Source organism: Leucogemmata humicola, assembly GCF_055379415.1.
The window spans coordinates 2498510-2511317 of the sequence record NZ_AP040875.1 but is presented as its reverse complement, the minus strand read 5'-3'; the positions used below and the strand labels follow the sequence as shown (position 1 = coordinate 2511317).

10 protein-coding genes are annotated in these 12808 nt (G+C 62.5%); 6 read left to right on the top strand and 4 right to left on the bottom strand.

Annotated elements, in window-relative coordinates; all coding sequences use genetic code 11:
* Window positions 1-29: 29 nt before the first annotated feature.
* The 3 genes from AC6H4Z_RS10440 to rph all read left to right on the top strand — a co-directional run bounded on the left by AC6H4Z_RS10440 (window position 30) and on the right by rph (window position 5644).
* Window positions 30-2510 (top strand): ADOP family duplicated permease, encoded by a 2481-nt coding sequence (locus AC6H4Z_RS10440; RefSeq protein ID WP_497546687.1) that lies wholly within the window; start codon window positions 30-32, stop codon window positions 2508-2510.
* A gap of 41 nt (window positions 2511-2551) precedes the next feature.
* Window positions 2552-2941, top strand: a complete 390-nt coding sequence (locus AC6H4Z_RS10435) for a hypothetical protein (protein ID WP_497546686.1) — start codon at window positions 2552-2554, stop codon at window positions 2939-2941.
* Window positions 2942-3121: 180 nt separating this feature from the next.
* A complete protein-coding gene (gene rph / locus AC6H4Z_RS10430; RefSeq protein WP_497546685.1) occupies window positions 3122-5644 on the top strand; it encodes a rifamycin-inactivating phosphotransferase in 2523 nt (840 codons plus the stop codon).
* Between the two features lie 397 nt (window positions 5645-6041).
* Here rph and AC6H4Z_RS10425 read toward each other — a convergent pair whose 3' ends face one another.
* Together AC6H4Z_RS10425 and AC6H4Z_RS10420 are read right to left on the bottom strand one after the other, a co-directional pair.
* Window positions 6042-6926 (bottom strand): sigma-70 family RNA polymerase sigma factor, encoded by an 885-nt coding sequence (locus AC6H4Z_RS10425; RefSeq protein WP_497546684.1) that lies wholly within the window; start codon window positions 6924-6926, stop codon window positions 6042-6044.
* The gene (locus AC6H4Z_RS10420; RefSeq protein ID WP_497546683.1) at window positions 6923-7390 is read right to left on the bottom strand and encodes a carboxymuconolactone decarboxylase family protein; all 468 of its coding nucleotides are present in this window, start codon (window positions 7388-7390) and stop codon (window positions 6923-6925) included. The genes AC6H4Z_RS10425 and AC6H4Z_RS10420 overlap by 4 nt, the downstream gene beginning before the upstream one ends.
* Before the next feature lie 120 nt (window positions 7391-7510).
* Here AC6H4Z_RS10420 and AC6H4Z_RS10415 point away from each other — a divergent pair, with 120 nt between their 5' ends.
* Window positions 7511-7867 (top strand): hypothetical protein, encoded by a 357-nt coding sequence (locus AC6H4Z_RS10415; protein WP_497546682.1) that lies wholly within the window; start codon window positions 7511-7513, stop codon window positions 7865-7867.
* A 31-nt stretch (window positions 7868-7898) separates the two neighbouring features.
* Here the strand turns inward: AC6H4Z_RS10415 and AC6H4Z_RS10410 are convergent, their stop codons facing one another.
* Window positions 7899-10352: a TonB-dependent receptor domain-containing protein gene (locus AC6H4Z_RS10410; protein WP_497546681.1), complete on the bottom strand. Its 2454-nt coding sequence runs from the start codon at window positions 10350-10352 to the stop codon at window positions 7899-7901.
* Between the two features lie 90 nt (window positions 10353-10442).
* Window positions 10443-10979: a cysteine hydrolase family protein gene (locus tag AC6H4Z_RS10405; RefSeq protein WP_497546680.1), complete on the bottom strand. Its 537-nt coding sequence runs from the start codon at window positions 10977-10979 to the stop codon at window positions 10443-10445.
* Window positions 10980-11095: 116 nt separating this feature from the next.
* Here AC6H4Z_RS10405 and AC6H4Z_RS10400 point away from each other — a divergent pair, with 116 nt between their 5' ends.
* Both AC6H4Z_RS10400 and AC6H4Z_RS10395 read left to right on the top strand, forming a co-directional pair.
* Window positions 11096-11515, top strand: a complete 420-nt coding sequence (locus tag AC6H4Z_RS10400) for a MarR family winged helix-turn-helix transcriptional regulator (protein WP_497546679.1) — start codon at window positions 11096-11098, stop codon at window positions 11513-11515.
* On the top strand, window positions 11508-12740 hold the full coding sequence (locus AC6H4Z_RS10395) for an MFS transporter (RefSeq protein ID WP_497546678.1): 1233 nt from the start codon (window positions 11508-11510) through the stop codon (window positions 12738-12740). Before AC6H4Z_RS10400 ends, AC6H4Z_RS10395 begins: the two co-directional genes overlap by 8 nt.
* The last annotated feature ends 68 nt before the right edge of the window (window positions 12741-12808 follow it).

The following is a 12808-nucleotide window of genomic DNA, read 5'->3' as shown; positions in this document are numbered from 1 at the left end:
GTCTGAAGCTCAACTGGAGTCAATCAGCGATGGAAACGCTTCGGCGCGATCTCGCCTACGCCTCCCGCGCACTGCGCCGAACGCCGGCCTTTAGCATTGCCGTCGTCCTGATTCTCGGGCTCAGTATTGGCCTGACGAGCGCGATGTTTAGGGTATTCGAATCTGTCGTCTTGAAACCGCTTCCGGTTCACGACCAGGATCGAATCGTCGAACTCGCTGGGGTTGGTCAGGGCGCCGCTACCGAATACCCATTGGTTCCGGCGCAGATTCGTCGCCTCGCCGCGTCCAGCCAAACGTTGAGCGGAGTCGCTGCGCTCGCCCACTGGCGGGTCGTCGCCGACGTCCTTCACGACGGCGATCGGCAGATCCCCCTCCGCGAGGCCGTCGTTACCGACAATTTCTTTCAGGTGCTCGGTGCGAAACCGGCGCTCGGGCGGCTCTTTCAGACCGGAGACGCCGTCGAATGGGCGGTGACGACAAATCGAACGACCGCCGTCGTGCTCAGCTATCTCGCTTGGCGAAACGCCTTTGGCGGAGACTCGGCCGTTATCGGCCGGCGCCTGCTCGAGCCAAAGATTGGCTGGAATCTGACCGTGGTCGGTGTGGCGCCGCCGGGACTGGACTATCCGCGTGGCGTAGAGTTTTGGCTCGCCGCGAACTACGTCGGCGCTGACGTTGTGGCGCGGTTGTCGCCGCGAGCAACGCCAGAAACCGCTCGCAGTGAATTCCTCGCCTTCCTCGATCACGATCCAGATCTGATCAAGTCGCTCGGAACCGGGACGGTCGGCGCGCAGGTACATACAATGGCGCAGACCGTGACCGGCGACGCCAAGCCGGCGCTCGTCGCGCTCTCGGCGGCCGGCGTGCTACTGCTGCTTCTCGCGTGTGTCAACGTTGGCAACCTATTGTTGCTCCGCGCAGTAGGGCGCATGCGCGAGCTGGCGATTCGCCGCGCCATCGGCGCAACTTCGAGCGACATCGTCATGCAACTCCTCGTCGAGTGCGTGGTACTCGCCACAACAGGAGGAATTCTCGGCCTGATGGTCGCGCGAGTAGCGCTCGACAGTCTGGTGCGACTCGCGCCGAGTAGTCTGCCTCGCTCGGATGTCATCGCTCTCGGTGGTGCGCCCATCGCGATTGGTGCAGCTGTGACTGCAACAGCCGTCGTCGTGTTTGGCTTGGCACCGTCGCTCGCCGTGTTGCGTCTCGATCTGTCGTCGCCGCTCCGCGCCGATGCGCGTTCTGGCACCGAGAGTAGAAGGATGCGGCGGGTTCGACAAATGCTGGCCGCGTCGCAGATCGCCCTCGCTCTCGTAGTGCTCGCCGGTGCTGGCTTGCTGGCTCGCAGTCTTTCGCGGCTCACGAATCTGAAGACGGGCTATGCGACCGACGATGTCGTGTTCCTCTCCGTGTCCCTTCCGTGGCAGAAGTTTGCCGCGGCCTGTCGCCCCAATGGAGCGGTGCTCAACCGCGCCGACACACTTCGGTGGGGAACGTGCGCTGACGCAATGAGTTTCGACGGGCACGATCGCATCATGACGCAGCTGCGAACCATGCCTGACATCGAAAGCGCATCGCCAGTGAGCGCACCGCCCTTCCTTGGCACCAACGTGTGGACCAAGAAGATTGTCGCAGAACAGCAGTCAGAATCGGAGGGCAAGGCGAACCCGTGGTTCGGCTATGACCTGGTAGGTCCGGAATTTTTCCGCACGTTGAGCGTCCCCATCCTGAAGGGACGAGGATTCACCGATGCGGATCGCGAGGGAACACCGCGCGTTGCAGTGATCACGGAGGGTGTCGCGCGCCGGCTTTGGCCGAATCAGAATCCGCTGGGAAAGCGTTTTCACGATCCGGGTGAGAGCGATCCTGCCTTGCTAGTGACCGTTGTGGGGCTCGCGCCGGACCTGCACTTTCGGGAATATCGCGACGCGACACCCACCGTCTTCCGGCCGTTCCGCCAGACGTACGCGCAAGGCTACATCATCGCGAAAACGCGCGGCGCTCCGTCGGCCTCGGTCTTTCGTGGAATGCGCCAGGCCGTGCAGGATGCTGGAGTTGGCGGTGCGTACGTCACTGGCCAGTCCATGAGCGACTTCATTGCGCCGCAGCTCGCGGTTCCGCGCTTCGACGCGCTCTTGCTGTCAATCTTTGCCGCGGCCGCGGTGGTCCTTGCCGCGATCGGTCTCTATGGAATTGTCGCATCCGCTGTCATGCAGCAAACGCGCGAGTTCGGTGTGCGCATGGCACTCGGAGCCACGCCGGGAATGTTGCGGCACATGGTACTCCGACAAGCGCTGACCATCGCTGGCGCCGGAACGGTGGCGGGGCTTATTGGATCGCTCATTGGATCGCGTCTTCTCGTCTCGTTGCTCTTCGAGGTCAGCCCGGTTGATCCCCTCGCGATAGCCACTGCATCGTTGCTGTTGATGCTGATCGCGTTGCTCTCCGCATATCTGCCCGCTCGCCAAGCAACGAAGGTCGATCCGGCGCGCGCCTTGCGCGCGGAGTAGTGCGCCGCGTGCAAGGCACTCGTCTCTATCGGAGCTACTCGATGAGATTCTTCTATTGCCTCGGAGTCACCGTCGCGATCGCGGCCAAGCTCTCCGCTCAGGGCACGAACCCCACGTGCGTTCGCGATGACCAGATGCGTCAGAGACTTCAGACGACGATCTATCGCACGCTGCTCGACGGCATTCAGCTGCCAGCAACGCAGGACTCGGTTGCTCGTGAGGCGATCCGCGAGAGTATAGAGCGGCGCGACAAGCTTGCTGCGGACACGAGCTCATTTCGCCGGCAAGCGCAGGAACTCGTGGAGTCGCGTGACGCGCGCATACGAGACCTACTGCTCAGCGACGAGCAGCGCATACGCTTCGCCGCGAACGCGAAGGCGCGCATCCTAATCGCCGAGTGCGTTTTCCTTTGGCCGGCGCCGGGTAGGTAGACACGGTCGCGGCTCGGCACACACGCGGATCACCGGTCTTCCTCCCCACTTTCAATATGTAGCCAGCCGGTGGGCTTGCAGCAAGCCCGGGGTCCTCAGGTAGTGTGGCTGACTTCGGCCAGACACCCTGACCGATGCGGCGCTGCAGCGTTCTTTAGAGAACGCACATGGAGGAGGCGGATGGCTAGCTACGTCTTGGGTTTTCAGGCGATCGACCACACGCACGTCGCACTCGTTGGTGGCAAAGGCGCGCACTTGGGCGAGGTGTCGCGAATAGAAGGCATCCGCGTTCCGCCCGGCTTTTGCGTCACGACGGACACGTTTCAACGAATCCTGGCCGAAGCGCCGCCAATCGACGGCTTGCTCGCTCAGCTGTCGCACCTCGAGCCCGATGATCGCGATGAGATTCGCGCCCTGAGCTCGCGGGTCCGTCGGGCGATAGAAGGGATCACCATCCCTGCTGACATCGTGGCCGTGATCACCGAATCGCTTGCTCGGCTGGGCGAGAACGCCGCATATGCCGTGCGATCGAGTGCAACGGCGGAGGACTCGCCAACGGCTTCCTTCGCGGGACAGCACGATTCGTATCTGAATATCGTGGGAGCGCCGGCGATCCTCGAACACGTCAGTCGGTGCTGGGCCTCGCTCTTCACCGAGAGAGCGGTGACCTACCGTCTTCGCAACGGCTTCGACCACCGCAAGGTTCGCATGGCCGTGGTCGTACAGCAGATGATCGCGCCGCGGGTGGCCGGCATTCTCTTCACGGCAGATCCTCTCACTGGCAACCGCAAGGTTTGCTCTATCGAGGCCGTCCTTGGCCTTGGCGAAGCGCTCGTTTCCGGTACGGTGAACGCGGACGTCTATCGGGTGCGCGACAGCAAAGTGGTCGACAGGACCGTTGGCTCCGCGCCGACGCTGACTGACGCCCAGGTCGTGCGACTCGCGCACCTTAGCCGGCAGATTGAAGGTCACTTCGGCTGTCCGCAGGATATCGAATGGTGTTTGGCCAATGAGGATTATCACATCGTCCAGAGCCGGCCGATCACGACGCTGTTCCCTATCCCCGGCGCCTCCGATCCGGAGAACCATGTGTACGTCTCTGTCGGCCATCAGCAGATGATGACCGACCCGATGAAGCCGCTGGGCCTTTCCGTATGGCAATTGACGACACCAGCGACGATGGCGGAGGCCGGCGGTCGATTGTTCGTTGACGTCACGAAGGGTCTCGCCTCACTCGCGAGTCGCGATAGCCTGATGAAGGGGCTAGGAAAATCCGATCCGCTAATCGGAGACGCGCTCCAGACAATTGTCGACCGTGGTGACTTCGTCCCGTCGCTTCCCGACGCAGCGCCCGGCTGGAAGGCGCCGGGCGGCGGGCACGCGTCGCTCGAGACCGATCCGGCCATTCCCGCTGAGTCGATCGCGCAGAGCGAGGCGTGGATCGCTACGCTGAAACGCGAAATCCGGCAGCGATCCGGATCGGCCCTCCTCGACTTCATTCTCGAAAGCATCCAGGAGGCCAAGCGGCTCCAGTTTGATCCACGAAGCTTGCAGGTGATCATGGCGGGAATGGAGGCCACTTGGTGGCTCAATGATCACCTACAAACGTGGCTCGGCGAGAAAAACGTGGCCGACACGCTCACGCAGTCCGTTCCCAACAACGTCACGGCGGAAATGGGTCTGGCGCTGATGGACGTCGCGGACGCGATCCGTCCGTATCCGGACGTGGTGGCGTTTCTACAGCGTGTCGAGCATGACGATTTCCTCGACGAACTGCCGTCACTCTTGGGCGGACGACAGGCGCGAGATGCCATCCAAGCCTGGCTCGACAGGTTCGGCATGCGTGGCGTCGGCGAGATTGACATCACGCGACCGCGCTGGACTGAACGCCCCACCCTGCTCCTGCCCATGCTCCTCGGGAACGTCAAGAGCTTCGCCCCGGGCGCAGCTAAGCGGCACTTCGACCAAGGACTGCGAGAGGCGTCGACGAAAGAGACAGAGGTGCTCGAGCGCTTGCGAGCTTTGCCCGATGGCGAGCGAAAGGCCGAAGACACGAAGCGAATGATCGACCGCGTTCGGACGTTCATTGGCTACCGCGAGTACCCAAAGTACGGCATGGTCAGCCGCTACTTCGTCTATAAGCAAGCTCTAATGGGCGAGGCACAGCGTCTCGTCGACGCCGGTGTGCTCGTTGAGAAGGAAGACATCTTCTATCTCAGATTCGAGGAGCTTCAGCACGTCGTGCGTACGCAGCAGGCAGACGAACAGCTCATTCGCGAGCGCAAATCCGCATTCCTGTCATACGCAGCGCTCACACCGCCGCGCGTGATCACGTCGGATGGCGAGATCATCACGGGATCTTATCGTCGCGACGACTTTCCAGCCGGTGCGTTCGTCGGGTTGCCGGTTTCCGCCGGGACCATCGAGGGACGTGCACGCGTCATCCTCGATACGGCAGAGGCCGACCTCGAGCCTGGCGACATCCTCGTCACCACGTTCACCGATCCGAGTTGGACGCCGCTGTTCGTCGCGATCAAAGGCTTGGTAACCGAGGTGGGCGGCCTCATGACACATGGCGCAGTGATCGCGCGCGAATACGGTCTGCCCGCCGTCGTGGGAGTCGAGCACGCCACTCGGCTCATTCGCGATGGGCAGCGAATCCGCGTGCATGGAACGGAAGGGTACGTTGAGATCTTGCGCTAACGGCGGAGCAATCTCACCGGCATCTCTGGTTGAACTCGAGATGCCCGCCTGACGGATTTCCTCTCCAGGGCTGCGAGGCGGGATCTCGCGTTCCTTCGCGATAGCCGGCGAAGACGAGGCCCGAGGCGGAATTATCCGGGAGCGCGAACGTCGAACGCCCGGCCCCAATCGTCCCGAGCAAGAGCATGCTCGAGCCCCTCAACGCGTAGACATCGACTCGCAATCCAGTTTCGTTGACGACCTCGAGATAATCTCCCGACGTGCACACGACACCGGGGAGGGCATTTTCCGGAATGTGTTTTACGCACGAGCCGGCCGCGACGAACAGGGCGGCGGTCAATACGGCAATTGTTCGCGACATGCCCACGCATAGGCGCAGCAGTCGGGCCACGCAGCGTCACACGTCCTCAGAGACAGGAGCCGCGTGAAGATGCTTCAGCTTGTCGGGGTTTCGCACCACGTAAATCGCCTCGACTCTTCCCTCCTCGATCTCCAGCGCAGTGGTCGAGAACTCGCCATCGGCATCGCGCGTGATGAAACCCGGCAAGCCGTTGATGAACCCCACACGAACCAGGCTGAATGGCTCGGTTCGGAAAACAGACGCCAGGAAGGTGAAGAACTTCATGACGGCGTCGAAGCCCAGAATCGGTTCCGAGGCCGCCGGACGCCTGCCGCCGCCGTCGGCGTGAACACTGACATCAGCCGCCAACATCGCACCAAGCGCCTTCATATCACCGCCGCGCGACGCCGCGAAAAACGCTTCGGCGATCGCCAGCCCGCGCTGTTTCTCGATCTGAAATCGAGGTCTCGCCTCGCGAATATGGACGCGCGCACGAGCGGCGAGTTGACGGCAGGCTGCCGGATCGCGCTGAATCGTCTGCGCGACTTCCTCGAATTCAAGACCGAACACGTCGTGCAGTAGAAACGCTGCGCGCTCGAGCGGAGACAAGCGTTCCAAGGCAAGCATCAACGGTAACGTGACGTCTTCCCCATCCTCCTCCTCCACCACGGGATCAGGAAGCCACGGACCGATGTACGTCTCGCGCTGATGTCGTGCGGACTTGAGCTGATCGAGACAGAGGTGCATGACCGTGCGGCGCAGGAACGCTTCGGGCTCGCGCACCTCACTACGGTCCACCTTCATCCACCGGAGAAACGCCTCTTGCACGATATCCTCGGCGTCGGCCACCGAGCCGAGCATGCGATACGCAACGCGTATGAGCATCGGACGCAGCGGCGAGAAATCCGCCGCTGCATCGTCAGCCCCTTCATTCGATATCACGCGGCAGCTACTCGGGCCTTGATCGTTGCCGGGTCGACGAAGCCGCCGAACCCGACCGCGATGCGGTTCCAGCCGTTGATGACGTTGATCGTCAGCGTGAGATTCACCTGCTCCTCGTCCGTGAAGTGAGCTTTGAGCGCTTCGTACGCACGCTCATGCGTGTGTCCTTCGGACATTCGTGTCAACGCGTCGGTCCAGCCAAGCGCGGCGCGTTCTCGATCGGTGTAGCATGGGGCCTCGCGCCACGCAGACAAAAGGTAGATACGTTGCTCCGATTCGCCCTCGGCACGCGCATATACCGTGTGCATGTTGATACAGTTGGCGCAGCCGTTGATCTGAGAGGCGCGAATTTTAACGAGCTCAGCAAGACTCGGCTCGAGACTCGACGCGATTTTCACCGATGCGTCGAACCACGTCTTCATGAGATCCGGGGAAGCAGCAAGAGGATTCAATCTGGCAGTCATTGTCAGGTCCTTCATGGTTGATGATGACACCATGACGAGATAGAAATGACCCGTGTGACATGCACTCGCGATTAGGTTCAGGAATCCTCTGAAGCCGCCTCGATATGTAGGGAGTTGTTGATGAACCGAGCACTCGTTCGCGTACTGTCGACGTCCGTCCTGATGCCCGCGATGTCGTGCACGACGATGATGCTGAACGGCATGGGGATCACGACCGACGCCCAGGATTTCGATGCGCTCGTCGGCCAACCGATTCGACGCGCCGAGTTGCAGTGGGGCACGCCTGATCGCACCGTCGTGCGACCCGACAGCGCGACCGTCTACACCTGGGACGACTCCGCGCACGCGAGCCATGCTGCCGATTCGACGAAGGCGGATCGCAAGGCGCAGCCGTGTGTGAAATCGCTGATCGTGTCGCGCGATGGGAAGATCACCGGCTGGTCGGCGAACAAGGGCTGCTCGAAGTTCGGCCCGTAAGTGAGAGACTACTCTCGGCGCAACCGACGGCTCACTGACTGTTGGGATTCAGATCGATCGCGTCATCGCCCTTCTTGGTCTGGCGACCGAACGTCCAGGTTGCGCTGAGCTGAAGGCCGCGAATCGCCCGCGTGCGCTCGTTGGTCTGCGTGAACGCTGGATCGAGAGTGCCCGATCGCTCGCAGGCCGTGCTGAAGGGATCGATCACGCGTAGCGTAAGACTGAGACGGTCGGCCGCGAGTTTATCGCGAACGCCGAAGCTGACGCGCGTACGCGCGCCGTTCCAACCCTGCTCGATCGTCGTGCGCCCGACGTACGACACCAGCGCCTGGGCATCTACCTTCCGCGAAATGTGGAACGCCGTGTTCGTGCGGACGCTCCAACCAAACGTGCTCGCCGACAGCGTCGGATCGAGATTGCCGGCATTGCTTCGCTGGTGGAATGCGCTCCCACCAATGAAACCGCTGACCCGGCTGCCGTGCAACGCAATAGTGGCGTCGGTACCGAGGGCGTCGATGGTGGCAATGTTGGCGTAGCCGCGCGTTGTCACGCCGGCCGAATCGATCGTGCGAATGCTCCGCACCGCATCGAGGGAATGCCGATAGAAGGGCGTGAGCTGCAGCGTCACACGATCGGCGGTACGCTGCAGACCTAGCTCGAGCGCGCGAATGTATTCCGGACGGAGAAACGGATTGCCGACGGAGATGTTCAGCGCATCGAGCGCGTGTGGTGTTGGATCGAGCAGATCCGGATCGTCGGGCCGCCGGATTCGAGTCGAATATGACAACTTGAGTTGGTCTGCGTCGTCGACCGCAAACGATATGAGGCCGCTCGGGAACAGGCTGTTGTACGAATTATCGTACCGCCGATCCTGAATGCGCAGATCGAACGCGGTGCCTGCATGCTCGGCACGAAGCCCGCCTTGAAGTTGCACGCGTCCGACTCTCGCAACGACCATCCCGTACGCGTCGTGCACCAACTCGTCGTAGGAGAAGTCGCTTGTCTGTGTCGTGTCGGTCAGCATTGCCGACTGTAAGGCATTGAAGTTCTGAACGTCCTGCGTCGTCCGAATCCGCTGGAAGTACCCCTTGTACCCCGTTTCCACTCGCACACCGTTGGCGAGCGGCCGCACGTAGTCGAGCTTGAACGTCGTGCCACTCGAGTGGGTCCACACGGTGCGGGTCTGCTGCAGTGTCGTCGTTGGTGACGCGCTCGTCGGCCAGAGCGCCCGGTCGAGGATGTCCGTAGGTCCGCCTTCGAAATGCTCTTCGAACTGGAGGTCGCTCGACAACTTGTGGCCCTTCGTCGCGAAGTCGTGCTTGTAGTTCAGCGCCGTCTCGGCGCTGCCCTCGTGATTGACGTCGCGGGAGTGACGGTCCGTGAGATTGGTCAGGGCCAGCGACGTATCCAGGCTGTGGTATGTGATGCCGTACGTCTCCCACTCCCGACGCTGGCTGTACAAGGCGTCGGCGGAGAGTTCGTCACGGTCACTCGGCTGATATGTCGCGCTGCCGGTAACGGTGTGGATGAGTGGGATCTGCGTGCGTGTTCCGCTCTCTCGGAGATAGGTGAGCGGCGTGTCGTACGAATTCTGACGGAAGATCGCGTCATAGCGTGGGCTATTGTCGCGCAGGAGCGAGTAGCTGCCATATGTGGACAGCGCGCCGCGCTGCCAGCCGCCATTGATGCCGGTATCGATGTGCCCCGTGGTACCGGCGCCCGCCGTCAGGCCGCCGGTGGTCCCAGCGTCGGGCTTCTGCCGCAGAACGATGTTGATGATCCCGGCGACGCCGTCAGCATCGTCGCGCGCCGACGGATTGGGAATGATCTCCACATGATCCACCATATCGGCGGGCAACTGCGCGAGAAAGTTTCCGAGCTGTGCCGCCTTGAGAGCGCTCGGTCGGCCGTTGATCTGAATGACGACGCCCGAGTTTCCTCGGAGACTGACATTGTTGTCGATGTCCACGTCGACCGACGGAAGGTTGCGGAGCACGTCGAGCGCCGTGCCTCCCTTGGTGGTCGGCATGTCGCGCACGACGAACGTCGTGCGATCGGGTTGAATCTGCACCCCGTCGCGTTCGGCCGTGATGGCCTGCTTCTCGAGCTGCAGCGGGATTTCGGCAAGCGTGATCGCACCGACGTCGACGTCAGACCGCGCCGCCGTGAGCTCGACGACTGGCAGCGTCTTCGGTGCGAATCCCAGCGCGCGGACAATCACACGGTACTGCCCAGGACGTGCGATCGATATCCGGAAACTGCCGTCGGCAGCCGTGGTCGCGCGAGCCGCGGGCGCTCCCGTCGCAACGTTCGCTACATCGATCGCCGCACCGGCGATCGCCGCGTTGGATGCCGCATGCACCACGCGACCGCGGATACTGCTTCCAGCGGCAGACTGGGCGTGCAGAGCGGCAAGTGGAACGAAGAGACTAACGAAAAGACCGGTGAGCCGGTCGAGAAATCGGCGAATTGCGGAACAGCGCATCAGTTGATCGGGGGCGCAGGCGTACAAGCGTCGAAACGGACGCTTCATACACTAGCGAGCGCACCTTACCGCTCGGTGACGCAGGCCCCGCTAATCGGCCGACGCCGCCCACTCCGCTGCCGTGATGACCGTGGCTTGCCTCGGAAAGATCTTCTCGAGCAGCACGCGGTGGACCTCGGGATCCTGATCTGCGCAGAGATCCGACAGCACCGTCATCGAGTAATCCTTGTCGCCTGCCTCGCGGAGCGTCGATAGGACGACGCCACTCGTCGCAATCCCGCAGAGCACCAGATGGCGGATGTCGCTCGCGCGGAGCAACACTTCCAGGTCGCTCCCCGCGAACGCGCTGATGCGCCGCTTCGTGACGACGACGTCATTCTCGCGCGGCGTCATCACCGGTTGCGCATCGACCAGGGCCGTGGCGTACGGACGGAAGAATGCGCTCGCCTCGGGAGCGCCGGGACGGAATCCCACGACGACGTAGATGACGCGCACGCCGTGCGTGTGAGCGTGAGCGACAGCCGAGGTCGCGCGCGCAAGATAGGCGTCCCGGTCATCGATGCGATCGATGATGCCCGGCTGCACGTCCATGACCAGAAGGGCGGTTGTGCTTGTGTCGTTTGGCATGCTGAAGGTCTAAGGCGGCACGACTAATTACACAAGGTACTTGTGTAACTTCCTTGTGTATTCGATTCTACGGTATGGCCTCACACAAGCCCCAGGAAGAACTTGCGATCCGTCTCGTGCTCGCCGTCAAGCGCCTGCGTGCGCGGCTGCGAGAGACGTGGCCGTCCCCCGTCCAATCGCTGCCGGTCTCCCAGCTCGCGATTCTCAAACGGTTGCGCGACGACGGGCCGACCACCGCTGCCACGCTCGCGGTGGCAGAGCACGTCAGCCAACAGGCGATCGCGCAGCATGTCGCCGCCCTGCGCAGCGCCCGCTTGGTAAAGACGACGCGCGATCCCGACGACGGTCGCAAGGCGCTCGTCAGCATCACCAAGAGCGGCCTGAAGCTGTTCGATGCCGTGGCCGAGTCGCGCAATGCCTGGCTGATGCACGCGATCGCCACGCAGGTACCGGCGAAGGAACGAGCGGCACTCGCCAAGGCAATCGACCTACTCGAGCGCCTGGCATCCGCAGACGCCGGTGCGATTGATGGCTGAGCCAGGCCTCAGCGTGATCGGCCGCACCTTCTCTTCGCTTCGTCACCGCAATTTTCGCCTGTACTTCATCGGCCAGATGGTGTCGAACACCGGCAACTGGCTGACGAACGTTGCGATAACGTTGCTCGTGCTGAAGATCACCGGCAGCGGACTTCGTGTCGGCGTGCTCGCCGCATGTCAGTACGGCCCGATCATGCTTCTTTCGCCCTACGCGGGCGTCGTCGCCGACCGCTTCAACAAACGGCGCTCGCTGATCGTCACGCAACTCCTCGAGATGGCGCAGTCCATCGGTCTAGCCGTTCTGGCATTCACGCCAAGCCCGCCGCTCATCGCGTTGTACTTCATCTCGCTTGCCGGCGGCATCTTCCTCGCCTTCGACAATCCGCTACGACGCTCGTTCGTGACCGAAATGGTTGCGCCCGAGGATCTGCCGAACGCGATCGTGCTCTACAGCACGATCGTCAACGGCTCGCGCATTTTTGGACCTGTGCTCGCGGGCGCATTGATCGTGAGTGTCGGCTACGGCTGGTGCTTCGCGATCGACGCCGCGTCGTATCTCGCCGTGTTGGTCTGCCTGTTCCTCATGCGCGACGACGAACTCCATCGTTCCGGCAAGAAGATGGAGCGCAAAGGCGCCGTACGCGCCGGGCTACGCTATGTCTTCGGCACGCCGGCGCTCTGGATCAGCTTCGTGATGCTCGCGATCCTCGGCACGCTGTCGTACAACTTCAACGTTACGCTGCCGCTGTTCGTCACGCAGGTCCTACACGGCGGCGCGCGCACCTACACGCTCCTCACGTCGACAATGAGTGTTGGCGCTGTCGTTTGCTCGCTATTCATTGCGCACCGCGGTCTCACTCGGATGCGCCACATCATCCTCGGCGCCATCCTGCTCGGCGTCGGGATGCTCTTGCTTGCACCAGTGTCCTCGGCACTGCTCGCTGCGCCGATCGCGTTCTTCATCGGCGCGGCCGGAATTCTCTACATGACGGCGACGACGGCGATCGCTCAGGTCGAAGCCAAACCGGAAATGCACGGTCGAGTGCTTGCGTTGCAGACGGTGCTCATCGGCGGACCGTTGGCTGTGGGTGGGCCAATCCTCGGCTGGGTGGCGGATACGTTCGGGGGTCGCGCTCCGATGATTCTCGGTGGTGTTGCGGCGTTCGCTACCGCGGCGATCGGTTGGTGGGCAAATCGCCGGTACATCATATCGAGTAACGCGTAGCCCTTTGTCCAATGTGACGCATGAGGACCGACGCGCACACTCCGGGCACCTTCGCCGGAGTGACATGT